This window comes from Pandoraea horticolens (assembly GCF_902459555.1).
In the GTDB taxonomy this organism is placed as follows: Bacteria; Pseudomonadota; Gammaproteobacteria; order Burkholderiales; family Burkholderiaceae; genus Pandoraea; species Pandoraea horticolens.
Genome location: NZ_CABPSM010000010.1, coordinates 22559 through 47243 on the forward strand (window position 1 = coordinate 22559; position 24685 = coordinate 47243).

The 24685-nt window shown below is 63.1% G+C and carries 22 protein-coding genes; 18 read left to right on the forward strand and 4 right to left on the reverse strand.

Annotation, left to right across the window (positions count from 1 at the left end; translation table 11 throughout):
• Positions 1 to 187 precede the first annotated feature (187 nt).
• The gene (locus PHO31112_RS16480) at positions 188 to 1912 is read left to right on the forward strand and encodes an acyl-CoA synthetase (protein ID WP_150621477.1); all 1725 of its coding nucleotides are present in this window, start codon (positions 188 to 190) and stop codon (positions 1910 to 1912) included.
• 117 nt (positions 1913 to 2029) lie between these two features.
• Here the strand turns inward: PHO31112_RS16480 and hemW are convergent, their stop codons facing one another.
• The 3 genes from hemW to rph are packed head-to-tail and all read right to left on the reverse strand — an operon-like array spanning position 2030 to position 4604.
• Complete coding sequence (gene hemW, locus PHO31112_RS16485; RefSeq protein WP_150621478.1) at positions 2030 to 3250, reverse strand: radical SAM family heme chaperone HemW; 1221 nt, start codon at positions 3248 to 3250, stop codon at positions 2030 to 2032.
• Between the two features lie 5 nt (positions 3251 to 3255).
• The gene (gene rdgB / locus PHO31112_RS16490) at positions 3256 to 3873 is read right to left on the reverse strand and encodes an RdgB/HAM1 family non-canonical purine NTP pyrophosphatase (protein ID WP_150621479.1); all 618 of its coding nucleotides are present in this window, start codon (positions 3871 to 3873) and stop codon (positions 3256 to 3258) included.
• A gap of 2 nt (positions 3874 to 3875) precedes the next feature.
• Positions 3876 to 4604, reverse strand: a complete 729-nt coding sequence (gene rph, locus PHO31112_RS16495) for a ribonuclease PH (protein ID WP_150621480.1) — start codon at positions 4602 to 4604, stop codon at positions 3876 to 3878.
• A gap of 211 nt (positions 4605 to 4815) precedes the next feature.
• On the opposite strand from rph, the gene PHO31112_RS16500 reads away from it, so the two are divergent.
• The 4 genes from PHO31112_RS16500 to PHO31112_RS16515 all read left to right on the forward strand — a co-directional run bounded on the left by PHO31112_RS16500 (position 4816) and on the right by PHO31112_RS16515 (position 9200).
• Positions 4816 to 5745 (forward strand): YicC/YloC family endoribonuclease, encoded by a 930-nt coding sequence (locus tag PHO31112_RS16500; RefSeq protein ID WP_174995755.1) that lies wholly within the window; start codon positions 4816 to 4818, stop codon positions 5743 to 5745.
• 5 nt (positions 5746 to 5750) lie between these two features.
• On the forward strand, positions 5751 to 6428 hold the full coding sequence (gene gmk, locus PHO31112_RS16505) for a guanylate kinase (RefSeq protein WP_150621481.1): 678 nt from the start codon (positions 5751 to 5753) through the stop codon (positions 6426 to 6428).
• 90 nt (positions 6429 to 6518) lie between these two features.
• Positions 6519 to 6725, forward strand: coding sequence for a DNA-directed RNA polymerase subunit omega (rpoZ, locus tag PHO31112_RS16510; RefSeq protein ID WP_010804294.1), 207 nt, complete (start codon positions 6519 to 6521; stop codon positions 6723 to 6725).
• 60 nt (positions 6726 to 6785) lie between these two features.
• Positions 6786 to 9200 carry a RelA/SpoT family protein gene (locus PHO31112_RS16515; protein ID WP_150621482.1) on the forward strand — a complete coding sequence of 805 codons (2415 nt, stop codon included), beginning with the start codon at positions 6786 to 6788 and terminating at the stop codon, positions 9198 to 9200.
• Positions 9201 to 9291: 91 nt separating this feature from the next.
• On the opposite strand, the gene greB is transcribed toward PHO31112_RS16515, so the two are convergent.
• Positions 9292 to 9852: a transcription elongation factor GreB gene (gene greB, locus PHO31112_RS16520; protein WP_150621483.1), complete on the reverse strand. Its 561-nt coding sequence runs from the start codon at positions 9850 to 9852 to the stop codon at positions 9292 to 9294.
• 199 nt (positions 9853 to 10051) lie between these two features.
• On the opposite strand from greB, the gene PHO31112_RS16525 reads away from it, so the two are divergent.
• The 13 genes from PHO31112_RS16525 (at position 10052) to sugE (ending at position 24665) form a co-directional block, all read left to right on the forward strand.
• Positions 10052 to 10951: a pirin family protein gene (locus PHO31112_RS16525; protein WP_150621484.1), complete on the forward strand. Its 900-nt coding sequence runs from the start codon at positions 10052 to 10054 to the stop codon at positions 10949 to 10951.
• A gap of 248 nt (positions 10952 to 11199) precedes the next feature.
• Positions 11200 to 12051, forward strand: coding sequence for a thioredoxin (trxA, locus tag PHO31112_RS16530; RefSeq protein ID WP_150621638.1), 852 nt, complete (start codon positions 11200 to 11202; stop codon positions 12049 to 12051).
• Positions 12052 to 12097: 46 nt separating this feature from the next.
• Positions 12098 to 12475: a cupin domain-containing protein gene (locus PHO31112_RS16535; protein WP_150621485.1), complete on the forward strand. Its 378-nt coding sequence runs from the start codon at positions 12098 to 12100 to the stop codon at positions 12473 to 12475.
• Positions 12472 to 13059, forward strand: a complete 588-nt coding sequence (locus tag PHO31112_RS16540; protein WP_150621486.1) for a P-loop nucleotide/nucleoside kinase family protein — start codon at positions 12472 to 12474, stop codon at positions 13057 to 13059. Before PHO31112_RS16535 ends, PHO31112_RS16540 begins: the two co-directional genes overlap by 4 nt.
• 111 nt (positions 13060 to 13170) lie before the next feature.
• The gene (locus tag PHO31112_RS16545) at positions 13171 to 14319 is read left to right on the forward strand and encodes an amino acid ABC transporter substrate-binding protein (protein WP_150621487.1); all 1149 of its coding nucleotides are present in this window, start codon (positions 13171 to 13173) and stop codon (positions 14317 to 14319) included.
• Between the two features lie 215 nt (positions 14320 to 14534).
• Complete coding sequence (locus tag PHO31112_RS16550; protein WP_150621488.1) at positions 14535 to 15188, forward strand: transporter substrate-binding domain-containing protein; 654 nt, start codon at positions 14535 to 14537, stop codon at positions 15186 to 15188.
• Between the two features lie 427 nt (positions 15189 to 15615).
• Entirely contained in the window at positions 15616 to 15708 is a 93-nt protein-coding gene (gene kdpF / locus PHO31112_RS16555) for a K(+)-transporting ATPase subunit F (RefSeq protein ID WP_064675054.1), read from the forward strand.
• Positions 15705 to 17510, forward strand: coding sequence for a potassium-transporting ATPase subunit KdpA (gene kdpA / locus PHO31112_RS16560; RefSeq protein WP_150621489.1), 1806 nt, complete (start codon positions 15705 to 15707; stop codon positions 17508 to 17510). The genes kdpF and kdpA overlap by 4 nt, the downstream gene beginning before the upstream one ends.
• Positions 17511 to 17538: 28 nt before the next feature.
• Positions 17539 to 19665, forward strand: a complete 2127-nt coding sequence (kdpB, locus tag PHO31112_RS16565) for a potassium-transporting ATPase subunit KdpB (protein ID WP_150621490.1) — start codon at positions 17539 to 17541, stop codon at positions 19663 to 19665.
• 79 nt (positions 19666 to 19744) lie between these two features.
• Positions 19745 to 20329: a potassium-transporting ATPase subunit KdpC gene (gene kdpC, locus PHO31112_RS16570; RefSeq protein WP_150621491.1), complete on the forward strand. Its 585-nt coding sequence runs from the start codon at positions 19745 to 19747 to the stop codon at positions 20327 to 20329.
• Positions 20330 to 20512: 183 nt separating this feature from the next.
• Positions 20513 to 23356 carry a sensor histidine kinase gene (locus PHO31112_RS16575; RefSeq protein ID WP_150621639.1) on the forward strand — a complete coding sequence of 948 codons (2844 nt, stop codon included), beginning with the start codon at positions 20513 to 20515 and terminating at the stop codon, positions 23354 to 23356.
• Positions 23349 to 24059, forward strand: a complete 711-nt coding sequence (gene kdpE / locus PHO31112_RS16580) for a two-component system response regulator KdpE (protein ID WP_010806579.1) — start codon at positions 23349 to 23351, stop codon at positions 24057 to 24059. Before PHO31112_RS16575 ends, kdpE begins: the two co-directional genes overlap by 8 nt.
• A gap of 288 nt (positions 24060 to 24347) precedes the next feature.
• Positions 24348 to 24665: a quaternary ammonium compound efflux SMR transporter SugE gene (gene sugE / locus PHO31112_RS16585; RefSeq protein WP_010806580.1), complete on the forward strand. Its 318-nt coding sequence runs from the start codon at positions 24348 to 24350 to the stop codon at positions 24663 to 24665.
• The last annotated feature ends 20 nt before the right edge of the window (positions 24666 to 24685 follow it).

The following is a 24685-nucleotide window of genomic DNA, read 5'->3' on the forward strand; positions in this document are numbered from 1 at the left end:
TATACCCGCTCATCCCGTCATGTGAAGCCCTCGTTGCGCCAAAATCGCCTCGCATCCCGCTCAAATCCTGGCGTTTCCCTCATCAACCCCTTGTTTTGTCTGCGTCCGGCATGCATCATGCTTCAAGACGTGCGGTGAACGCCCCCCGCGTTACCGTGCGAGGCCAGACATGACCCGGAGACACCGCATGGATGCCGACACCTCCCGCGATTCCGCCCAAGAGACGTCGAACGACGCCAGCGGCGAACGCGCGACCGACGCCCCGACTGCCACCGCCTTCTCCTGGCAGATCCCCACCCTCTACAACATCGGCGTCGATGTCTGCGACAAATGGGCCGACGGCTCCAACCGCCTCGCGCTTATTCACGAAAGTGCAGACGGCTCTCACGTGCGACTCACGTTTGACGTCCTCAAACGACTCTCGAACCAACTCGCCAACGAGTGGCGTGCCAATGGCGTCAAGGCTGGCGACCGTGTCGGCATTTTCCTGCCCCAATCGCCCGCCACACTCGTCGCTCACGTCGCCGCCTACAAACTCGGCGCCATCGCCGTTCCCCTGTTCACACTATTCGGCCCGGAAGCGCTCGCCTATCGCCTGCAAAACTCCGGCGCCACCGTGCTCGTCACTGACCTCGCCAGCATCGGGAAGATCGACGACATTCGCGCCGAAATCCCACACCTGCGCCTCGTCTATGTCGTTCACGACGACCTCCCGGAAGCTCATCATCACGTCGCCGACGATCAGGACTGGGGGGTCGCAGAAGACGGCCTGCTTGCTCTCTGGCCCGCCATCGCCTCGCGCGATACGCACTTCGAGCCCGTGCAGACCCGCGCCGACACCCCCGCGCTCATCATCTACACCTCAGGCACCACCGGCAAACCCAAGGGCGCGCTCCATGCGCATCGGGTACTGCTCGGCCATCTGCCGGGCGTGGAAACCTCGCACAACGGATTTCCTCAGGACGGCGATCTGATCTGGACGCCCGCGGACTGGGCCTGGATCGGTGGACTGCTCGACGTGCTGCTGCCCGCCCTGCATCACGGTGTACCGGTGATCTCGCGACGCTTCGAGAAATTCGATCCCGTCGCCGCGTTCGATCTGATGGCGCGCCACGGGGTGCGCAACACCTTCCTCCCGCCGACGGCGCTCAAGATGCTGCGCACCGTCCCGTCGCCACGTGAGCACTGGCCGCTGCAACTGCGTTCGGTCGCCAGCGGCGGCGAATCGCTCGGCCCCGAGCTGCTGACATGGGGACGCGAACATCTCGGCGTCGACATCAACGAGTTCTACGGGCAAACAGAGTGCAACATGGTCGTCTCGTCATGCGCCGCAGCGTTTCCAGCGCTGCCCGGCGCCATCGGGCGAGCCGTGCGCGGTCACGATGTCACCATCGTCGATGACGACGGCAACCCGCTTCCCGTATGCTCGGTCGGCAACATCGCCATCGCCCGGCCCAACCCGGTCATGTTCCTCGGCTATTGGCACAACCCCGACGCCACGATGGACAAGTATCGCGGTGACTACCTGCTGACGGGGGACTCGGGCTTTGTGGACGAACAGGGCTACGTCACGTTCACCGGCCGCTCGGATGATGTCATCACCAGTGCCGGTTATCGCATTGGTCCCGGCCCCATCGAAGACTGCCTGATCCGACATCCGTCAGTGCAGTTCGCCGCCGTGATCGGAGAGCCCGACGCGCTTCGTACCGAAATCGTGAAGGCGTTTGTCGTGCTTCGCGAAGGATATGCGCCGTCCGGCGAACTGGCCAAGGAGATTCAGAACTTCGTGAAGACCCGCCTCGCGGCGCATGAATATCCGCGCAAAGTTGTCTTCCTGCCGGAACTGCCGATGACGGTCACCGGCAAGATCATCCGCAAAGCGCTGCGTGAGATGGGCTCCGCGCTGGGGTGATCCCAACGTGCCGCAGCTCAAGTCAGCGAGTCTGGAGAGGGAGGTGCGCCGCGCGACGGCGCATGTCTCTTGGGCGCGCGTCGCCGCCAAGGGAGGGGCGAGTGCTATGTCGGACAGTTACTTTCCGTCACGCGCCAGAAACATCGCCTGAAGATCGTTAAGGAACCGCTGACCCAGTTCGGTCGGGGCAATGCGTTGCGGGTCGTCAACGAGCAATCCCTTGTCGACACCCGCCGCCAGCGCCTTGGCAATCTTCGCCATCGGCAAGCCAGTGCGGTCCGCAAAAAGCTCGGTCTTCACGCCATCGGTCAGCCGCAATGTGTTGAGCATGAACTCGAACGGCAACTCGCGCACGTCGACCTCGTGCTCCTCCTGAACCGCACTGCCCGCCGCCGCCGCTTCCATGAACCGCTGCGGATGCTTGTGCCGGATCTGTCGCAACACCCGGTGCGGGAACGAAATCTTGCTGTGCGCGCCCGCGCCAATGCCGAGATAGTCGCCGAATTCCCAGTAGTTCACGTTGTGCTTCGCGCGGCGATGCGGCTGGGCATACGCCGACACCTCGTAATGTCCATAACCCGCCGATGCCGTGCGTTCAGCAATCCAATCCTGCATGTCCGCCGCTGTGTCGTCGTCGGGCACCGTGGGCGGATACTTGTGGAACTGCGTGTTCGGTTCGAGCGTGAGGTGATACAGCGACAGATGCGGGGGCGCGAACGACAACGCCGTCTCCACATCCTGCTGGCATTGCGCCAACGTCTGGTTCGGCAACGCGAACATCAGATCGAGGTTGAAGTTCTCGAAGTTCGCCTGCGCGATCTCGATGGCATGACGGGCCTCGTCGCCATCGTGAATGCGCCCAAGTGCCTTCAGATGCTCGCTGTTGAAGCTCTGAATGCCGACGGACAACCGATTGATGCCACTCGAACGGAAACTGCGGAACTTGTCGGCTTCGAAGGTGCCGGGGTTCGCTTCCATGGTGATTTCGGCGTCGGCGTCGAGCGGCAGCAGCGCGCGCAGATCCGACAGCAGACGGTCCAGACCCGCAGCCGACAGCAGGCTCGGCGTGCCACCACCAATGAAGACCGTGTGCACCGGGCGCCCCCACACCAGCGGCAACGCTTGCTCCAGATCCTGACGCAGCGCGTCGAGATAGGCTTGTTCCGGGAACGCTTGTGCACCGCCGTCACCACGCCACTCGTGCGAGTTGAAGTCGCAATACGGACACTTACGTACACACCACGGGAAGTGCACGTACAGCGACATCGGCGGCAACGCCGGCAAGCCGATCTTGCCGGGCCGCAGGAAGTTCTGCACGGGAAGCACGGACTCATTCATACCGCTCACGCCTCCCGGCCCAATTTTTCCAGCAGTACGCGCAATGCGCGCGCACGGTGGCTGTGGGCGTTCTTCACGGCGGGATCGAGTTCGGCCGCCGTCTGATTCAGCGAGCGGATGAGGAAGTGCGGATCGTACCCGAAGCCATGCGCGCCGCGCGGCGTGTCGATGATCTCGCCATCCCAACGGCCCTCGGCAATGATCGGCTGCGGATCGGCAGCATGACGCACCAGCACGAGCGCCGCATAGTAATAGGCATCGCGGTAGCCGGGGGTGTCGGCATGCGGGGTGAGTTGCTCGATCAGATGGCGGTTGTTTGCAGCATCAGACTTCTCGCGTCCGGCGCGGGCCGCGTAACGGGCCGAATACACGCCGGGTGCGCCGCCAAGGATCGGCACACACAGGCCGGAGTCATCTGCCAGTGCGGGCAAGCCGGCCGCCGCCGCCGCGTGCCGCGCTTTCGCCAGCGCGTTCTCGATGAAGGTTACGTGGGGCTCGTCGGCTTCCGAAACGCCAAGCATGCCCTGCGGCACCAACTCGATGCGGAGCGGCTCGAACAACGACGCGAATTCGCGCAGCTTGCCCGGGTTGTTCGACGCCAGCACGATCTTCTGCATCGTCATCGTCAGACTCCCAATGCGCGCTTCTGGGCGTCGATCAATTGACGAATGCCGGTGTCGGCCAGATCGAGCAGCACGTTGCTTTGCGCACGCGTGAACGGCGTGCCTTCGGCCGTTCCCTGAATTTCGACGAAACCGCCTTCGCTCGTCATGATGACGTTCATGTCGGTATCGCACGCGGAATCTTCGGCGTAATTCAGATCGAGCACTGGGTGGCCCTGATACAGCCCGACCGAGACTGCCGCGACGTGCGCGCGAATGGGCGACGACGAGAGTTTGCCCTCGGCGATGAGCTTCGAAACGGCGTCGTGCGCTGCAACGAACGCGCCGGTGATCGAGGCGCAACGTGTGCCGCCGTCCGCCTGAATGACGTCGCAGTCGATCTGGATCGTGCGCGGACCGAACTTCTCGAGATCGAACACGGCGCGCAGTGACCGGCCGATCAGGCGCTGGATTTCCTGAGTGCGTCCGCTCTGCTTGCCACGCGCCGCCTCCCGATCGCTGCGGGTGTGCGTCGCGCGCGGCAGCATGCCGTACTCGGCGGTGAGCCAGCCCTGGCCGGAATCGCGCAGGAAGCCCGGCACTTTCTCTTCAACGCTGGCGGTGCAGATGACCTTGGTTTCGCCGCACTCGATCAGCACCGAACCTTCGGCGTAACGGGTGTATTGGCGGGTAATGCGCACGGGGCGCAGTGCATCTAGCACACGGCCATCCGGGCGGGTGATTTGCGTCATGAGTGAATGTCCTGCGAGGTGAGTTTATGCAGCAATACCCGAATGGTATCGCTAAACGCGTCAGGCTTGGCGCCACCGTCCGGCGCGGCGTGCCGATTCCGGAGCGTCGGGCCGGAAAATGCGATAATCGCGTTTCATCCATGCATGCGAATCCGATTGCTGCTTCACCTCGCTGAAGAACTGTCACGAGGCGGTGGTACCGGACACCCCGATGAAAGACAACAACATCTACAGTATGACCGGCTACGCCAGCGTCACGCGCGACATTGCGCATGCCGATGGAGCCGCAGGCGCGAGCGTGTCGGTCGAATTGCGCACGGTCAATTCGCGCTTCCTCGATCTGGCATTCCGCATGCCCGAAGAAGCGCGTGCCTGCGAGCCGGTGCTGCGCGAAGCGCTCACCGCCAAGCTCTCGCGCGGTAAGGTCGATATCCGCATCAATGTGCAGCGTCCGGAGAGTGGCACGAACGGTGCGCTCAATCTCGACGCCGTCAAGCAACTCTCCGATCTCGAACAACAGGTCCTCGCGATTTTCCCGGACGCGGAACGCATGCGCACCGGCGAAATCCTGCGCTGGCCGGGCGTGCTCGGCGAAGAGTCGGTGACCGCCGAAGCGCTGCGCGATGCCGTCATCGACGCAGGCCGCACCGCCATTGGCGATCTCGTCGATGTCCGCAAGCGCGAAGGCGCACAGCTCAAGGCCAGCCTTGTCGAGCGCGTCGAGAACATGGAGAGAATTCTCGCGGTCCTGCAGCCGCAGGTGCCGGAACTGATCGCGCGCCATCAACAGAAGATCGTCGATCGCTTGCAGGAAGCGCTGGGTATCGTGTTGCCGGAAGGCTCGGCCGCGCCTGGTAAGGACGAAATCGTCGAACGCATTCGTCAGGAAGTGACGATATACGGCGTGCGTATCGACGTCGCAGAAGAACTCACGCGTCTGGACGCTCACCTGAAGGAAACCCGCCACATCCTCGATAAGGGAGGATTGGTCGGCAAACGGCTGGACTTCATGATGCAGGAGCTCAATCGCGAAGCGAATACGCTCGGCTCGAAGGCCGCCTCGAAGGAACTCGCCGACGCGTCGATGGAGCTGAAGCTCTATATCGAGCAGATGCGAGAGCAAGTGCAGAATCTGGAGTAACTCGCATGACCCCGCAATCGCAAGTCCCGCCCTCCGCCTTGCACGCCGAGTATCCCGGCAACCTGTTCATGGTGGTCGCCCCCTCGGGCGCGGGCAAGTCCACGCTCGTCAACGCACTGCTTGCACAAGACAGCGAGGTGCGTCTGTCGATCTCGTGCACGACGCGCGCACCGCGTCCGAACGAGGAAGAGGGCGTGCATTACAACTTCATTTCGGTCGAGCAGTTTCTGGAGCGCCGCAAGCGCGGCGAGTTTCTGGAAAGCGCCGAAGTGCACGGCAACTATTACGGTACGTCGCGCGTCTGGATCGAAGATCAGATGCGCGACGGTCGCGACGTCTTGCTGGAGATCGACTGGCAGGGCGCACAACAGGTGCGCAAGCGCTTTTCGAATGCGGTCGGGATCTTCATCCTGCCGCCGTCCATCGAGGCCCTCGAAGAGCGGCTGAAGAAGCGCGGCACCGACGAGCCGAAGGTGATTGCACGACGTCTGCTGGCGGCCGGCGGCGAAATCGCCCACGCGCCTGAAGCGGACTTCATCATCATCAATGACGAATTCCAGCGCGCGCTCGATCAACTGCAATCGGTCTTTACCGCGGTGCGTCTGCGCTTCGCTTCGCAGTACGCCCGGCACAAGACGTTGTTCACCGATCTGGACATCCACGCGCCGAACGAGCACCAGTAATACCCGAGCATTCGCCGGCGGCGCTCGCGTTTTGCGCGAGTCTTCGCCGCCTGCGATAGAATACGCCTTATATCAAGAAGGAACCCCCTTATGGCCCGTATTACCGTTGAAGATTGCCTGAAAAGAATCCCGAATCGCTTCGAGCTGGCACTCGCTGCGACCTACCGCGCTCGTCAACTCGCGCAAGGTCACACCCCGAAGCTCGAGAACAACAAGGACAAGCCGACCGTTGTCGCGCTGCGCGAAATCGCGGCGGGTCAGGTGGGCATCGAGATGCTCAAGAAAGTGCCGCTCTGATCTGGAGACAGCACTGATGCGATGTGACGTTCCGGGCCGCTCGACGATGCAGGTACACGTATGAGTCATGCGAAATCACCGGCCGCGTCCATCGCTGCGGATGAACCCAAAGCGGGGGAGCCCAAGCCCGAACGCAAGAAAAAGAAGGGCGAAAGCGCCACGCGGCAGTACATCGACGCGCTGCTAGAGCAGTCGTACCGGCACCTGTTCGGTCCGACGGCAACGCCTGAGCAGCCGCGTAAGCACGAAGTCGTTTCGATTGCCCGTCTGAAGGGCATGCTTGGGGAGTACCTCAAGGAAAACGACCTCGCGCAAATCAAAGAGGCATTCCAGTTCAGTGACGAAGCCCACCTGGGCCAGTATCGCCAGAGCGGACAACCCTATATCACCCATCCCGTCGCCGTTGCCGAGATCTGTGCCGAGTGGAAGCTCGATGCACAATCGATCATGGCGGCGCTGTTGCACGACGTGATGGAAGACCAGGGCGTGACCAAGGCCGAACTCGCCGAGCGATTCGGCCCGAAGGTCGCGGAACTGGTCGACGGCCTGTCGAAACTCGACAAGATGGAGTTTCGCAGCCGGGAAGAAGCGCAGGCCGAGAGCTTCCGCAAGATGCTGCTGGCCATGGCGCGCGACGTTCGCGTCATTCTCGTCAAGCTCGCGGACCGCCTGCACAACATGCGTACGCTGGGCGTCACGTCGACGGAAAAGCAGCGCCGTGTGGCGCGCGAGACGCTCGACATCTACGCGCCCATCGCGCACCGTCTGGGCCTGAACAATACCTATCGCGAGCTGCAGGATCTGAGCTTCGCGAATTACCATCCGCGTCGCTACGCCGTGCTCGACAAGGCCGTGAAGGCCGCGCGCGGCAACCGGCGCGAAGTGGTCGGCAAGATCCTCGACGCCGTCGAGAAGGCGCTGACGGACGGTGGCGTGAGCGCCGACGTCTTCGGCCGTGAAAAGACGCTCTTCAGCATCTACAACAAGATGCAGGAGAAGCAACTGTCGTTCTCGCAGGTGCTCGACGTTTACGGCTTCCGTGTCGTCGTCGAGTCGAATGCGCAGTGCTACCTGGCGCTTGGCGTATTGCACGCGCTCTACAAGCCGGTGCCGGGCAAGTTCAAGGACTACATCGCCATTCCGAAGGTCAACGGCTATCAGTCGTTGCATACGACGCTCGTCGGGCCCTTCGGTACCCCCATCGAATTCCAGATTCGCACGCGCCGCATGCACGAGATTGCGGAAGCGGGCGTGGCCGCACACTGGCTGTACAAGAACGGTGGCGCGGACATGAACGATGTGCAGAAGCATGCGCATCAATGGTTACAATCGCTGCTCGACATTCAGAGCGAGACCGGCGATTCGACCGAATTCCTCGAACACGTCAAGATCGACCTGTTCCCGGACGCCGTCTATGTCTTCACGCCCAAGGCGCGCATCATGGCGCTGCCGCGCGGCGCGACGGCCCTGGACTTCGCCTATTCGGTCCACAGCGATCTGGGAAACCAGTGTGTCGCCGTCAAGATCAACAACGAGTTGTTGCCGCTTCGCACCGAGCTGAAGAACGGCGACATCGTGGAAGTCATCACCGCACCGTATTCGAAGCCGAACCCGGTCTGGCTCGGGTTCGTGCGCACGGGCAAGGCGCGCTCGGCCATTCGTCATTACCTCAAGACGATGCGGTTCGCCGAGTCGGTGCAACTTGGCGAACGTCTGGTGGAGCAGGCGCTCAAGGGCTATGGCCTGACGATGAGCGAGATTTCGCCGGAGATCTGGGACAAGCTCGCGCAGTGGACTGGCAACAAAGACCGGCAGGACATCTTCGCTGATATCGGCTTGGGGCGTCGTGTGGCAGCGGTTCTGGCCAAGCGTCTTGCCGTGCTCTCGTCGGGCAAGGAAGGCGAGAACGATACCGATAGCCCGGACGATCCCGATTCGCCGCGTACCGGCGATGAGAACGTCGGGCCGCCGGTGCTCATCACGGGCACGGAAGGCATGTCGGTGCAGTTCTCGGCCTGCTGTCGACCGATTCCAGGCGACGCCATCATGGGCTATATCGGCATTGGTCTGGGGATGGCGATTCATACGACCGATTGTCCGATCGCACGCCGTATTCATCGCAAGGACCCGACTCGCTGGATTGACGTGGCGTGGGCACCGCAGCCGGGGCGTTTGTTCGATGTGGGCATCAAAGTGCTCGTGCATCACAACCGCGGCGTGTTCTCGCGGGTGGCGGCCGACATTACCGCGTCGGATGCAAACATCGCGCACATCGGCATGGATGAAGTGGTGCCGGACGAATCGGCAACGCTGCGCTTCCTCATCCAGGTGAGCGACCGCGTGCATCTGGCCAACGTGATGCGTCGTATCCGCGTGAATCCGGATGTGATGCGGGTGGCGCGCGAGCGCCCGAGCGAACGCCATCACGAAGAACTGCGCGCCTTGCGTATGGCGCGCGAACGCGGCAACTTTTGACGAGGCGGCCGGCGCACACCGTCAATCGAGGCGCGCCGGCACAGTCCGTACCGCTATTTTCAAACCCTGAAAGTCCTTGTGAGCGCCGTCATCACGTCGATAGCGGGTAGCGTACGTCCAGAATCTCGATCTGTTCGAGCCCTGCCGGGGTGCGCAGGGGTACCGTGTCGCCGATCTTCGCTTTGGTGATCGCGCGGGCGATCGGTGAGATCCAACTGACGTGCCCCCGGTCGAGGTCGACCTCGTCGATGCCGACGATCATGATCGTGTGCTCGTCTCCCTTGGTGTCGGCATAGGTCACTTCCGCCCCGAAAAACACCTGATCGACGTTTTCCTGACGGCGCGTGTCGACAACCTCGGCGTTATCGAGACGTCGCGTGAGGAAGCGAATGCGACGGTCGATCTCGCGCAGACGCCGCTTGCCATAGATGTAATCCCCGTTCTCCGAGCGATCGCCATTGGACGCCGCCCACGACACGACTTTCACGACTTCGGGGCGTTGATTGTCGATGAGATCGAGCAATTCGTCCTTCAGGCGGCGATAACCGGTCGGCGTGATGTAGTTCTTGGTGCCTGCCGGAATTTCCGGGGCACCGGCGTCGAGATCGTCATCGTCGTCGCCGTTGTCTTCCTTGACGAAGGCTTTATTCATAAGTCCATGCACACGACGCGCGCGTACGGAAATGGGTTTCAGGATTCATGCATTATAGGTTCGATGCGCGTCGAGCATGCGCGCAAGCCCACAGGCCTGATTCGCCGCCTGGCAATCATGCTCAGGTGTCATGGAATGGGCCGCCAATGTCCTCTACAATCGGGCACAACGCCCCACATGACTGCAGGAGAGCAGCGCCATGACAGATTCCACGAGTCCCTTTCTCGCCGTGCTCAAGCCGCATTTGAGCGATATCGGCGCCTTCACCGTGCAGCGGAGTCTGCCCAGTCTGCCGTTCAAGACGGTCGGGCCGTTTATCTTTTTCGATCACATGGGCCCGGCCACGCTGGCGCCGGGGCAGGGCATGGACGTGCGTCCGCATCCGCATATCGGGCTGGCGACCGTCACCTACCTGTTCGACGGGGAGATATGGCATCGCGATAGCCTTGGCAGCGACCAGCGCGTCACGCCGGGCGCGGTGAACTGGATGACGGCGGGACGCGGCATCGTGCACTCGGAGCGCACGCCGCAAGACGTTCGGGAGCGTGGCGGCGACGTGCACGGCATTCAGACGTGGGTCGCGCTGCCGCAGGCCGACGAAGAGACGGAGCCCTCGTTTGCGCATCACGAAGCGGCCTCGCTGCCGGATATCTTCCTGCCGGGCGTGCATATGCGTCTGATTCTTGGGGAAGCCTTCGGCAAGAAGGCGCCGGTGAAGGTGTTCTCACCGATTTTCTATCTGGCCGTCGACATGGAGCCTTACGCAGCATTCGTGCTACCGCCCGAGTATGCGGAGCGCGCGGTCTACACGGTGCAGGGCGAGGTGACGGTGAACGACGAGGTGTTGCCGGAACAGCGTATGGGCGTACTCGCGCCGCACACCGATGTGCGCATCGTGGCGGGCGACAAGCCAGCGCGGCTGATGCTGCTCGGTGGCGCCCCGCTCGACGGCGACCGCTTCATCTTCTGGAACTTCGTGTCGTCGAGCCGCGAGCGTATCGAGCAGGCCAAGGCGGCCTGGACGGCCCAGCAGATGGGTACCGTGCCCGGTGAGACGGAGTGGATTCCGCTGCCTGAGCGCAAGCCGGCTGGCCATTAAGTACCTAATTCAGTACCTGATTCAGCACCTTTCACGCCCGCGCACGCCTGCCGCCGAAGCGATCGGCCGCGGGCGTTTTTTATCGGGACGCGGACGGTGGTGCGCGGCCGAGGCGGGAACCTCGGGCGTCAAAGCGCGTCCGTAACGATTTGCCCGGTTTTACGATTACCATGCTTCAAGCTGGCGGCTTTATGCGATGAGTGACGGCCGCTGTTAACGCAATTTACCCTGCTCAAGAAGACACTATGATCGATACCAACCTCGCCAGTTTCGACGCCGACGTGCTGGCCGTCTCGCATCAGGTGCCTGTGCTGGCGGACTTCTGGGCACCATGGTGCGGCCCGTGCAATGTGCTTGGCCCGCTGCTGGAACGTCTGGAGACTGAAGGGCAGGGCCGCATTCGTCTGGTGAAGATCAATGCCGACGAGAATGCACAGCTTTGCGCGGAGTACGGTGTGCGCAGCCTGCCGACGGTAGTCGCCTTCGTCAACGGCGAGCCTGTCGACCAGTTTGTGGGCGCGTTGCCGGAGGGGCAGTTGCGCGCGTTCATCGATCGCGTTGTCCCGAATCCGGCGGAGATGGCTCGCCGGGTGGCGCGCCAGGCCTTGCAGGAGGGCAAGCCGGAGGTCGCACGCGACGCGTTGCAGGCTGCCCTCGCGCTAGATCCCGCGCATGACGATGTGCGTCTCGATCTGGCCGACGTGCTGCTTGGCATGGGCGAAGTCGAGAGCGCACGCACCGAACTGACGTTGCTTTCCCCGCGCACGGCGGCCAGCGGCGACGCTCGCATCGCCGCCCTGAACACGCGTATCGCCGCGGCGGAGCAAGCGAGCCATTTGCCGCCTGCGCAGGCGTTGCTGGCGCGCGTGGCGGCTGCGCCGGATAACTTGCAGGCACGGCTTGACCTCGCGAATCGTTATCTGGCGGATCGCGCCTACGAGCCCGCATTGCAGACGCTGTTGGAGATCGTGCAGCGCGACCGCGCGTTTGGCGACGACGCCGGTCGTAAATCGATGCTGGCCATTTTCAACGCCTTGTCCGAGACCGACCCGGCCACGGTCGCCGCGTGGCGACGCAAGCTGAGCGCGGCGCTCAACTGAGGCACATTCTCTGAGGCACATCCTTTTCACTACGGACTGTACGCTGATGACCGCTCCTTCTCTGATTACCTTCGCTCCCGATCAGGCGGGCGAAGCCGTCTTCGACCATCCTGCTGAAGCCCGCCGCGTGAGCGGCAATCCGCAACGCGTGACGCGCTCGTTCTACACCGACGCGCTGGGCGAGTTCGATTGCGGTGAATGGACGTGCGAGCCCGGCGCGTGGCGCATCGCGTTCGGCGCGCATCGCCAGGAGTATTTTTCGGTGATCGAGGGGCGTATTCGCATCAGCGATCTCGACGGCAACGTATCGGAATTCGGGCCAGGCGATGCCTGTGTGATCCCGGCTGGTTTCGAAGGGGTGTTCGAAGTGGTGGAGCCGGTACGCAAGCATTTCGTGATGTTCGAGCGCAAGACGCAATCATGACGCGCCTCATTTTCTTCTGCGGTCACGCAGGGGCAGGCAAGACAACGCTTGCGAAACGGCTGATCCGTCCACTGATCGCCCGTAGCGGAGAAGCGTTCTGTCTGCTCGATAAAGATACGCTTTACGGTGCTTACAGCGCGGCGGTGATGGGCGCGCTGACGGGCAATCCGAACGACCGCGACAGTCCTCTGTATTTGCAGACGCTGCGCGAACCGGAGTACGCCGGGCTGCTGGAAACGGCGCGGGAGAATCTGCGCCTCGGCGTGAACGTGCTAGTGGTGGGGCCGTTTTCCCGCGAGTTGCGCGAAGGGCTGCTGTTCGACCGTGCGTGGCTCGGTATCGATGACGATGTGGGGGTGCATGTCGTTTGGGTGGATCTCGACGAGGCTCACGCGAAGGCGCGCATCGAGAGCCGGGGGAATCCGAACGACGCCTATAAGCTCGCGCATTGGGATGCATACCGCATACGTCGGATTTTGCCGCCCGCAGCCGCGTTCCCCGGCTTGATTCGCTTCGACAACACCGCACCGGCGCTGGACGATGACGAGCGGCTGCTGCAAACGCTGCTTGCGCAGACGCGCTGATCGTTGAAATTTGTTCCATGGGAAAAGTCTTAAAACGCGTTTTGCGGGGGGCGGGCGCGGTGCGAGCGTTGCTAAGGTAGGGGCACTTTCCTCCCTGTGCCCACGCCGACCATGTCCCTGCCTCTTTGCCTGTCGTCTTCGCCTGCGGCCAGTGTCGTGGGCTTCTGTCGCAAATTCCTTCATCTTGTTCTGAGGTCGGTCGCCGGGTTTGCGGTCGTCGTCCCGGTCATGGCGCACGCCGGAGGGCCGCCAGTGCCGGGGTTGCCCCGGATCAACACCGTCGCGCTCCCGCTATCGGTGGCAGATTCGCCCGCATCCCGGGATAGCGCCGTCACGCAAACTGCGGCGTCGGGCGTAGCCCCAACGCTGGCGCGTATCCGCGAGCGTGGACGCATCGTGCTCGGCTACCGGCAAACCGCCGTCCCTTTTTCGTATGTCGACGCAAAGGATCGGCCGATGGGGCTGGCATGGGCACTATGCCAGCGCATCGTATCCGCGCTGCAGCACGAACTGGCGATGCCGGACCTGCGTATTACGCCGGTGCGAGTGATCGAGCAGATGCGCGGGCCGATGATCAAGGGCGATACCATCGACATCGATTGCGCACCGTCGACGGCCACGGCAACGCGTGAGAAGCAGGTGGCTTTCAGCCTTCCGTACTACGCGGCCAACGTTCGCCTTATGGTCCGGCAAGGCACCGGGATCGACTCCATCGACGACCTGCGCGGGCTGCGGCTCGCCGTTGTGCAAGGAACGACGGCCGAGCGGCTCGTACGCGCCCAGCACCCCCGCACAGGCTTCCAACTCCTCTTGGCGCGCGACTACGCCGACGCGTTCCGCATGCTGCGCGAACATCGTGCTCAAGCCCTCGCGCTCGATGACGTTCTTCTCGAAGGCCTGCGCGCTACGAGCAAATCGCCAGAGCTGTTTCAAATCGTCGGGCCGCCACTGTCGGACCAACCCGAGTATTACGCGCTGGTTCTGCCTAAGGATGACCCCGTATTCAAGGCGCACGTGGACGCCGCGCTCGCTGCAATGTTCCGCAACGGCGATATGGCCAAGCTCCAACGCGAGTGGTTTCATACCGCCATACCGCCCTTTGGACACAGCCTGAATGTTCAACCGTCCGCCGAGGTGCTCGCGGTCTGGGAAGCCGGTGCCCGCTTTGGTATCCCCTCCGGCGACGGTCTCGATATCAGCCCCAACGCTAACCTCACGGGACACGGCGCTTTGACCACCACCTATCCCCCCGGGAGCTAGGCGCTGTCCACGTTCGACTCACCGCCCTAATTTACTCACCACGCGTCGTCGCCCCCCCAACGACGGATCGGAGCCCCTTTCCGCCTCTCAGACATAAACCCAACTCGCTGCAGAAAGGGGCCCCGATCCGTCTCTCCCGATTCCCTTCGTTCTTTGCCCTCTATGTACCATATCTGTAAATTCCTATCGTGCTGATGATTTGATAGGAATTTGCTGTGAACGGTTTCAAGGAAGTCAACTGGAAAGGCGTCGCCAAACACGCCGCATTGGGCCTAACCGTTTGGCTCGCCGCCCAAGCTGCCATCTCCACGGCAATCGCTGCAAACACCAAGGCCGACACCCCCGTCACCCCCCAGAACCGCATTCCCCTCGTGAAGAACGGTACGGTGGACCTGGACTGCGCGCCAAATACGATCACGCCGGAACGCGCCGAACAAGTCGGCTTCAGTAATCCTTACTATGTTTCGGAGGTTCGCCTGCTTGTGAACAAGAAGGACAACATTCGGGGACTGGATGACCTCAAGGGACAAAACCTCGTGGCGTCGGCCGGCTCCACCGGTGAACGTCTGGCCCGTCTTCAAGCCGAGAAGGGCGGGTTTCGTGTAATCCCCGCCCGCGATCACGGCGAATCGATAATGACCCTCGAAACCGGTCGCGCCAAAGCCTCCGCGCTCGACGACGTACTGCTCGCCAGCCTGCGCGCAACCGCGCGTGAACCGGGGGATTTTGCCATTGTTGGAGCGCCCCTGGAAACGGAACTCAACGCCCCGATGCTGCGTCGCGACGATCCGCAATTCAAACGTTTTGTCGACACGACGCTCGCCCACGTATTCAGCTCCGGCGAGATTCGCCGCATTCAGCGCAAGTAGTTCCAACAACCCATCCCCCCGCGTAACGTCAACCTGCACCTCGAACCGAGCAAGGAAGTGGTCGAGGTCTGGCACAAGGGGGCGCAAGTGACCGAGTGACGCGCGTCCGAGGCGCGGGCGGCATGAGATGTCCGCCGCGTCCGCCCCTACGACCGGCCCCAAGCCCGCCTATAGTGATATGGGCGGGTTTTTTTGTTTACACGTTGTTTACACGCCCTTTACCCCTTTTGTCCCCGTCTTTACGCGTCGATCCGTATCTTTCACTGCACGGCTGGCATGCGCATGCGAGGGCGCGTCGCGTCCGTGGCACGCCGGCCGCCACACGATAGGGAGTTGTCATGGACTGGTTATATCTCGGCGTCCTCGCGGTGTTCGCTGCCACGACCGTCGGCTTTGTCGCGTTCTGCGCGTCGGTAGGGGGGCAGCAATGACAGCCATGTACTGGCTGAGCGGCGGACTCACGCTCGCGCTGCTCGTTTATCTCGTCTACGCGCTGTTCAAGCCGGAGGACTTAGCATGACACTCAACGCCTGGATCCAGCTCGGCGTCTTCCTCGTCGTGCTGCTGGTGCTGGCGCGCCCGCTCGGTCGTTTCATGGCCGACGTACTCGCCGGCGAATCTCGCGTGAACCGCTGGTTCGCGCCGCTGGAACGCGGGCTGTACCGCCTGTGCGGTATCGATCCCGAGAAGGAAATGCACTGGCGCGCCTACGCGTTCGCATTGATCGGCTTCAACGCCCTCGGCGCCTTCGCGGTCTACGCGCTGCAACGCTGGCAAGTCTGGCTGCCGCTCAATCCACAAGGGTTCGGAGCTGTCTCGCCCGACTCGTCGATGAACACGGCCGTGAGCTTCGTGGCGAACACGAACTGGCAAGGCTACTCCGGCGAATCGACCATGAGTTATCTGACGCAGATGCTCGGTCTGGCCGTCCAGAATTTCATGTCGGCCGCCACGGGTATCGCCGTGGTCATCGCACTTATTCGTGGCTTTGCTCGCCACACTGCGCAGACGATCGGCAATTTCTGGGTCGATATGACTCGCATTACGCTCTACATTCTGGTGCCGCTGTCGGTGGTTTTCGCCGCCGCCTTCATGAGCCAGGGCGTGATCCAGAATTTCGACGCCTATAAAGACGTAACCACGCTGCAGGCCACGCACTACGACAACCCGGTGCTCGGCCCGGACGGTCAGCCGAAGGTCGATGCCGCAGGCAAGCCGGTGACAACGCCCGCCGTGACGCAGACGCAAACGCTGCCGATGGGGCCGGTCGCCTCGCAGGAAGCGATCAAGATGCTCGGCACGAACGGTGGCGGCTTCTTCAACGCGAACTCGGCTCACCCGTACGAGAACCCGACGCCACTGTCGAACTTCCTGCAGATCCTCGCGATCTTCCTGATCCCGGCGGCGCTGTGCACTACGTTTGGACGCATGGTCGGCGATCGTCGTCAGGGCCTCGCGATTCTCGCTGCCATGACGATTGCTTTCTCGATTGCAGCGGTCGCTACGGTGTCTGCCGAGCAAGCCGGAAATCCGGTTTTGACAACGCTTGGCGTGGACCAGCAAGTGAGCGCCACGCAGGCCGGCGGCAACATGGAAGGCAAGGAGACACGCTTCGGTATCGCCGCGACGGGTATTTTTGCGACGGTAACGACGGCCGCGTCGTGCGGTGCGGTCAACGCCATGCACGACTCGCTCACGCCGCTGGGTGGCATGGTGCCGATGTTGCTGATGCAGTTGGGTGAAGTGGTGTTCGGTGGGGTCGGCTCGGGTCTGTACGGCATGCTCGTCTTCGCGATGCTCGCAGTGTTCGTGGCCGGGTTGATGATCGGCCGCACGCCGGAATACCTCGGCAAGAAGATCGAAGCGTTCGAGATGAAGATGGTTGCTGTCGCCGTGCTTATGACGCCGTTGCTCGTGCTGTGCGGTACTGCGCTTGCAGTGCTTGTCGCGGCAGGACAGGCGGGTGTTGCGAACCCCGGCACGCACGGCTTCTCGGAAATCCTCTACGCCTATAGCTCGGCAGCGAACAACAACGGCAGCGCATTTGCCGGTCTGTCAGCCAACACGCCGTTCTACAACAACACGCTGGCGATCGCGATGTGGTTCGGCCGCTTCTGGGTGATCGTGCCGGTGTTGGCAATCGCCGGTGCACTCGCACGCAAGAAACGCATTGCCGCTACGTCGGGCACGTTGCCCACGCATGGCCCGCTGTTCGTCGTGTTGCTGCTTGGCACGGTGCTGCTGGTGGGCGCACTCACCTACGTCCCGGCGCTTGCACTCGGTCCTGTCGCCGAACATCTGGCGATGATCGGTGCGCATTGAATAATGAAGTGAGGCATTCGAGGCACTCATGAATCAAACCTCAGGAAATACTGTCACCCGGCCGGTAGGCGAAGGGCATACATCGGCCGCCAAGTCGATGTTCGACCCCGCCATCGTGAAGCCGGCCATCGTCGACTCGTTCCGCAAGCTGCACCCGATCACCCAGGCCAAAAATCCGGTGATGTTCGTGGTGTATGTCGGCAGCCTGCTCACGACCGTGCTCTTCGGCATGGCCGTGGCAGGTCACGCCGAGGCGAGCGCGCCGTTCATCCTCGCGATCACGCTCTGGCTGTGGTTCACGGTGCTGTTCGCGAACTTCGCCGAAGCACTGGCGGAAGGCCGCAGCAAAGCGCAGGCCGCATCGCTGCGTCAGGCAAAGAAGAATGTGCCGGCCAAGCAACTGCGCGCCGCCCGTCGTGATGCGGAATGTCTGGTGATCGATAGTGCCAGTCTGCGTCGCGGTGACTTCGTGCTGGTCGAAGCCGGCGATGTGATTCCGGCCGACGGCGACGTGGTGGAAGGCGTGGCATCGGTCGATGAATCGGCCATCACGGGGGAGTCTGCCCCGGTGATCCGCGAGTCGGGCGGTGACTTCTCGGCCGTGACCGGTGGCACGCGGGTGCTCTCGGACTGGATCGTCATGAAGGTGACGGTCAATCCGGGCGAAGCGTTCCTCGATCGCATGATCGCGATGGTCGAAGGCGCGAAGCGTCAGAAGACGCCGAACGAAATCGCCCTCACTATCCTGCTCGTCGCGCTCACGCTGGTGCTGTTGCTCGCCACCGCTACGCTGCTGCCGTATTCGATCTACAGTGTGTTCGTCACGCAGGCGGGTCATCCGGTCACGATTACGGTGCTCGTTGCGCTGCTGGTGTGTCTGATTCCGACGACCATCGGCGGGCTGCTCTCTGCCATTGGTGTGGCAGGGATGAGCCGGATGATGCAGGCGAATGTGATCGCCACGTCGGGCCGCGCCGTGGAAGCGGCGGGCGATGTCGACGTGCTGCTGCTCGACAAGACCGGCACGATCACGCTGGGCAACCGTCAGGCGTCGCAGTTCGTGCCCGCACCGGGTGTGGATGAACGCGCGCTGGCCGATGCCGCGCAACTCGCATCGCTGGCCGACGAAACGCCGGAAGGCCGCAGCATCGCCGTGCTCGCCAAGCAACGCTTCAATTTGCGCGAGCGTGAAATGAGCGGCCTGCACGCGGTCTTTATCCCGTTCACCGCACAAACGCGTATGAGCGGTGTGGATCTCGTCGACAAGCAAATTCGCAAGGGCGCAGCCGATGCGGTCAAGCGTTATGTGGAATCGGCCGGCGGCCTGTGGCCGGTCGCGCTGGCCACTTCGGTGGACGAGATCGCACGCCGCGGCAGCACGCCGCTAGTGGTGGCCGAGCAAGACGCGCAAGGCACTCGCGCGTTGGGCGTGATCGAGTTGAAGGACGTGGTCAAGGGCGGTATCAAGGAGCGATTCGCCGAATTGCGCCAGATGGGCATCACGACGCTGATGGTCACGGGTGATAACCGCCTCACGGCAGCCGCGATTGCAGCCGAAGCCGGTGTCGACGATTTCCTCGCCGAAGCCACGCCGGAAGCCAAGCTCGCGACGATTCGCAAGTATCAGGCCGAAGGCAAGCTCGTGGCGATGACCGGCGACGGCACGAACGACGCGCCGGCGCTCGCGCAGGCCGACGTGGCCGTGGCGATGAACTCGGGCACGCAAGCCGCGAAAGAGGCCGGCAATATGGTCGACCTGGATTCGAACCCGACCAAGTTGATCGAGATCGTCGAGATCGGCAAGCAGATGCTGATGACGCGCGGCAGTCTCACCACGTTCTCGATTGCGAACGACGTGGCGAAGTACTTCGCAATCATTCCGGCGGCATTCGCCACCACGTACCCGCAACTCGACGCGCTCAATGTGATGCGTCTGGCGAGCCCGTCGTCGGCGATTCTGTCGGCGGTGATCTTCAACGCGCTGATTATCGTGGTGCTGATTCCGCTGGCGCTCAAGGGGGTGAAGTACCGCCCGCTCGGAGCCGCGACGCTGCTGCGCCGTAACCTCGTGATTTATGGTCTGGGCGGGATTCTGGTGCCGTTCGTGGGTATCAAGGCCATTGACATGATCATCGCCGCGATGGGCTGGGCCTGATTGCGGGGCTTCCGGGCGCGTTTGCCCACAAGGGCCGCGCGTCCGGGCCACATTGCTGAAACTCTAAGGAATAGACGTCATGAAAACCCTCTTGCGCCCGATGTTGAGCCTGTTCGTCGTGCTCTCGGTCATCACGGGTCTGGTGTATCCGCTGGTCGTGACCGGCATCGGCCGGGCGGCGTTCTCGCGCGAAGCCACCGGTAGCCTGATCTACAAGGACGGCCGCGCCGTTGGCTCGTCGTTGATCGGTCAGAACTTCGACGAACCGAAGTATTTCTGGGGGCGCCTGTCGGCCACGGCGCCAATGCCCAATAGCGGCACGGCCTCGGGCGGCTCTAATTTCGGCCCGCTCAACCCCGCGCTCGCCGACGCCGTGAAGGCCCGCATCGCCGCCCTGCGTGACGCCGACCCGAACGCCACGTTGCCGGTGCCCGCCGATCTGGTGACGGCGTCCGCCAGTGGTCTCGACCCGCAAATCAGCCCGGCCGCCGCGGACTATCAGGTTGCTCGCGTGGCCAAGGCGCGTGGCCTCGCGCCCGATGCCGTGCGCTCGCTCGTGGCGCGCTACACCGAAGGCCGCCAATGGGGCATTTTCGGAGAGGCACGGGTGAATGTTCTGAAGCTCAACCTCGCGCTGGACGGACTCGCACCCGGTAGCGTCTGAAAAGGGCATCCGCTGACGGGGTGGGGCCGGTGAATCGCTGGTCTTGCCCGACGGCCTGCGGTAGATTGGCGGCACGCCCCGGCGCGTGCCGCTTTTTGCATCGCCGGGCGACCGGTGATTTGATTCTTGCCGCGCCGTATGGCGTGGCTCGCGCCTTCATAGTGGACTGATCCGATGGCTGGCATGGAACGCCCCGATCCCGACGAATTGCTCGACAAGCTGCAACGCGACGAAGCGCGCGGCCGGCGTGGCCGGCTGAAGATTTTCTTCGGTGCGTCCGCAGGAGTCGGCAAGACGTTTGCGATGTTGCAGGCTGCACGCAAGCTGAGCGACGAGGGCACCGACGTCGTCGTCGGTGTGCTGGAGACGCATGGCCGCGAAGAAACGGCGCGCTTGCTGGAAGGGCTGGAAATCCTGCCGCAGAAGGCGGTCGAGTACCGTGGGCGTGTCCTGCGGGAGTTCGACCTCGACGGCATGCTCGCACGCAAGCCGGCCGTGGCGCTGGTGGATGAACTGGCCCATGCGAATGTGCCGGGCGAGCGTCATATGAAGCGGTGGCAGGATGTGCACGAGTTGCTCGATGCCGGCATCGACGTGTACACCACACTCAATGTGCAGCATCTGGAACGGCTCAACGATGTTGTCGGCCAGATCACCGGCATTCGCGTGTGGGAGACGGTGCCCGATCGCGTCTTCGATCTTGCCGACGAGGTGAAGCTGGTCGACCTGCCGCCAGACGAACTGCTCGAGCGAATGCGCGAGGGTAAGGTGTACATGGCCGAGCAGGCGGAGCGCGCCGTGCGCAACTTTTTCCGCAAGGGCAACCTGATTGCCTTGCGCGAACTGGCGCTGCGCCGCACCGCCGATCGTGTCGATGCGCAGATGCGCGAATACCGCGCCGATCAGTCGATCAGCCAGGTCTGGCAGGCACGCGAGCGGCTGCTCGTCGCCGTCGGGCCGGGGCCGGAAGGTGTGGCGCTGGTGCGTTCGGCTGCGCGGCTTGCGGCAAGCCTGCGTGCCGACTGGCTGGCCGTACACATGGAAACGCCCGCGATGCTGCGGCAATCGCCGGTGCGTCGCGAAAGTACGTATGCAACGCTCAAACTCGCGCAAGAACTCGGCGCGGAAACCCTCACGCTCGACGGTGCGGAAGCCGCCACCACGCTGCTGGCCTATGCGCAGATGCGCAACGTCTCGAAGCTGGTGGTCGGTGCAAGTGGCGCGCGGCGTTGGTGGACCGCACGCACGCCGCTGCATGAGCAACTGCTGCGGCTCGCGCGAGGCGTCGATGTCGTACTGATCGGGCCAGCCGCTGGCGACTCGGCGGCAGACAAGCGCGTAGTGCGCGGGGACTGGCGCGACTGGTTCGAGACGGCGCCTGAGTTGGAGTTGGTTGGCGGCCCGTGGCGCGCGTATGCGTGGGCCGTCGGTATCTGCGGCGCCGTGTCGCTCGTTGCGGCGGAACTCACGTCGTTCCTCGATCTGGCCAATATCGCGATGCTGTATCTGCTTGGCGTGATCATCGCCGCGATGCGGCTGGGTCGCGGGCCGGGCGTACTGGCTTCGTTTCTGTCTGTGTTGGCGTTCGACTTTTTCTTCGTCCCGCCGAAGATGTCGTTGTCGGTCTCGGATACTCAGTATCTGCTGACGTTCGCCGTCATGCTGACCGTGGCGCTGGTCATCAGCCATCTGACAACGAGCTTGCGCTTTCAGGCGCGGCTGGCTACGTGGCGTGAGCGTCGCACGGGCGCGGTGTATGCCATGGCCCGCGAACTGGCGGCGGCGCTCACGACGCCGCAGATCGTGGAGATCGGCTCGCGCCACGTGCGCGAAGTGTTTCAGGCGCGTGTGGCGCTGTTGTTGCCGGACAGCCAGGGCAGCGTGCGTCAGCCGGTGGAGAACGCGCGGGCAGAGACGATGCCTGCCCATATCGATACCGATGTCGCACAGTGGGTCTACGACCGTCAGCAGGCCGCCGGACAGGGCACGAACACGTTACCGGCATCCGACGCCTACTATTTGCCGCTTCGCGCCCCCATGCGCACGCGCGGGGTGCTGGTGGTTGCACCGGAGCCGGACGGGGGCGGCGCCATCGACACGCCGGAACAGCAACGTTTGCTCGATACTTTCGCCGCACAAATCGCGCTGGCGCTCGAGCGCGTGCATTACGTCGAAATCGCTCAGGATGCGCTGGTGACAATGGAGTCGGAGCGGCTGCGCAATTCGTTGCTCTCGGCGATCTCGCACGACCTGCGCACACCGCTCACGTCCATTGTGGGGTTCGCGAGCATGCTCAGCCGCAATGCACAGACACCCGGCCCGCTGCGCACCGAACTTGTCGATGCCATTCACGAGGAAGCGCAGCGCATGACCGGCCTGGTGACAAATCTGCTCGACATGGCGAAGCTGCAAGCGGGCGGGGTGCAACTCAATCGTCAGTGGCAGATGCTCGAGGAAGTGGTCGGCACATCGCTGCGCGCCAGCCGCCGGGTGCTCGCCGGGCATGAGGTGACGACCCGGCTGCCCGCAGACCTGCCGCTACTGCGCTTCGACGCCGTACTGCTCGAACGGCTGTTCACCAACCTGCTGGAGAATGCGGCGAAGTACTCACCCGCAGGTTCTCATATCGAAATTGCCGCGCGCGTGAACGGCGACGACGTTGAAGTGAGTGTGAGCGATGACGGTCCCGGCCTGCCTGCGGGCATGGAAGGCCGCATCTTCGAGAAGTTCATGCGAGGTGAGAAGGAGTCCGCCAAGCCCGGTATCGGACTCGGCCTGGCGATTTGTCGTGCCATTGTCGAGGCGCATGGCGGTAAAATTCATGCCACCAATGTGCCCGATGGTCACGGCGCCCGGTTCGTCTTTACGTTGCCGGTGGAGACGCCGCCGGTGGCCCCGGACGCACCCGAAGGCGTTAACGAGGACGAGCCGAATATGACGGACATGAAAGACGTGACGCCCACGAAGGACGAAGGCTCGCCGTGGCCTCGCTCTCCAGACGCCAACGCGACACAAGAACATGAGTGAACCCACCATCACCATCGTGGTGATTGAAGACGAACGGCAGATCCGACGCTTTCTGCGCACTTCGCTGGAGGCCGAAGGCATGGTCGTGCATGAGGCGGAAGCCGGACGGCAGGGCATGGTCGAGGCAGCCACCCGCAAGCCAGATCTGCTCATCGTCGATCTGGGACTGCCGGATATCGACGGCGTGGAGGTCATCCGGGAAGTGCGAAGCTGGACTGACATGCCGATCATCGTGCTGTCCGCCCGCAATGAGGAGGCCGAGAAGGTGGTGGCGCTCGACGTGGGTGCCGACGATTACCTGACGAAGCCATTCGGGGTGTCGGAACTGCTGGCGCGAATTCGCGCGCAACTGCGACGGCACCATCGTGGCGGCAACTCGGAGACGCTCGATGAAGCGTTCTCGTTCGGCGATATCCATATCGATCTTGCGAGACGCAAGGTCACGCGTGCGGGCGAGCCTGTCCACCTCACGCCTATCGAATACCGGCTGCTGGTCACGCTGGTGCGGCATGCGGGACGCGTGCTGACGCATCGGCAATTGCTCAAGGAAGTGTGGGGGCCTTCGCACGTAGAGAGCAATCACTACCTGCGCATCTATATGGGACACCTGCGCCAGAAGCTGGAGGCCGATCCGGCTCAGCCTCAGCACATCCTGACCGAGACGGGCGTCGGTTACCGGCTTGAGGTCGAGGCGATCGGGTGATCGGGCGACCGGATGACGCTTGCCCGCCCCATGACTTGGCAGCACGCTGCTCAATGCCCCGGTTATGGATGAGGCCTACGGCCGTATGATGCCGGCTTTGTTAAAATCGCGGTGTTCCGTCCGGCGTGTCTGGCGATCTCCCTTGCGGTGAGGTGCCAAGCTGCGGTTTCGCGACGTCGGCGCTGCGCCACTTCATTCGACATCCGATGGAACCCATTGCCAGGACGGCCTGGCAATCGGCTCGCTTTTTTTCCGGGGACGACCCCGATTTTTTCATCGGAGTCAGTTGTGGCCTGGATACTTCTCGTTTTTGCCGGTTTACTCGAAGTGGCATGGGCCGTTGGCCTGAAGTACACGCAAGGTTTTTCGCGTCTTGTGCCGTCGGTCTTCACGATTGCCGCTATGGTCGGCAGCGTCTGGCTGCTCGCGCTCGCTGTGCGTTCACTGCCATTGGGGACCGCGTATGCCATTTGGACCGGCATCGGCGCCGTCGGCGCGTTTGTCCTGGGCATCGTGCTGTTCGGGGAGTCGGCCTCCGCGGCCCGTATCGCCAGCGTGACATTGATTCTGGCGGGTCTCGTCGGACTGAAGCTGACGGCAGCCTGAGGGCACGCCCGGTTTGGTTC

Excerpts from the sequence above, each read along its gene's own strand:
- rdgB (WP_150621479.1), bottom strand. The coding sequence starts at position 3,873 with ATGACGATGCAGAAGATCGTGCTGGCGTCGAACAACCCGGGCAAGCTG.
- kdpA (WP_150621489.1), top strand. The coding sequence starts at position 15,705 with ATGACACTCAACGCCTGGATCCAGCTCGGCGTCTTCCTCGTCGTGCTG.
- PHO31112_RS16525 (WP_150621484.1), top strand. The coding sequence starts at position 10,052 with ATGACAGATTCCACGAGTCCCTTTCTCGCCGTGCTCAAGCCGCATTTG.
- PHO31112_RS16515 (WP_150621482.1), top strand. The coding sequence starts at position 6,786 with ATGAGTCATGCGAAATCACCGGCCGCGTCCATCGCTGCGGATGAACCC.
- gmk (WP_150621481.1), top strand. The coding sequence starts at position 5,751 with ATGACCCCGCAATCGCAAGTCCCGCCCTCCGCCTTGCACGCCGAGTAT.
- kdpE (WP_010806579.1), top strand. The coding sequence starts at position 23,349 with ATGAGTGAACCCACCATCACCATCGTGGTGATTGAAGACGAACGGCAG.
- PHO31112_RS16545 (WP_150621487.1), top strand. The coding sequence starts at position 13,171 with ATGTCCCTGCCTCTTTGCCTGTCGTCTTCGCCTGCGGCCAGTGTCGTG.
- kdpB (WP_150621490.1), top strand. The coding sequence starts at position 17,539 with ATGAATCAAACCTCAGGAAATACTGTCACCCGGCCGGTAGGCGAAGGG.
- rpoZ (WP_010804294.1), top strand. The coding sequence starts at position 6,519 with ATGGCCCGTATTACCGTTGAAGATTGCCTGAAAAGAATCCCGAATCGC.
- kdpF (WP_064675054.1), top strand. The coding sequence starts at position 15,616 with ATGACAGCCATGTACTGGCTGAGCGGCGGACTCACGCTCGCGCTGCTC.
- PHO31112_RS16575 (WP_150621639.1), top strand. The coding sequence starts at position 20,513 with ATGGAACGCCCCGATCCCGACGAATTGCTCGACAAGCTGCAACGCGAC.
- rph (WP_150621480.1), bottom strand. The coding sequence starts at position 4,604 with ATGACGCAAATCACCCGCCCGGATGGCCGTGTGCTAGATGCACTGCGC.
- PHO31112_RS16540 (WP_150621486.1), top strand. The coding sequence starts at position 12,472 with ATGACGCGCCTCATTTTCTTCTGCGGTCACGCAGGGGCAGGCAAGACA.
- PHO31112_RS16535 (WP_150621485.1), top strand. The coding sequence starts at position 12,098 with ATGACCGCTCCTTCTCTGATTACCTTCGCTCCCGATCAGGCGGGCGAA.
- hemW (WP_150621478.1), bottom strand. The coding sequence starts at position 3,250 with ATGAATGAGTCCGTGCTTCCCGTGCAGAACTTCCTGCGGCCCGGCAAG.
- PHO31112_RS16480 (WP_150621477.1), top strand. The coding sequence starts at position 188 with ATGGATGCCGACACCTCCCGCGATTCCGCCCAAGAGACGTCGAACGAC.
- greB (WP_150621483.1), bottom strand. The coding sequence starts at position 9,852 with ATGAATAAAGCCTTCGTCAAGGAAGACAACGGCGACGACGATGACGAT.
- PHO31112_RS16500 (WP_174995755.1), top strand. The coding sequence starts at position 4,816 with ATGAAAGACAACAACATCTACAGTATGACCGGCTACGCCAGCGTCACG.
- kdpC (WP_150621491.1), top strand. The coding sequence starts at position 19,745 with ATGAAAACCCTCTTGCGCCCGATGTTGAGCCTGTTCGTCGTGCTCTCG.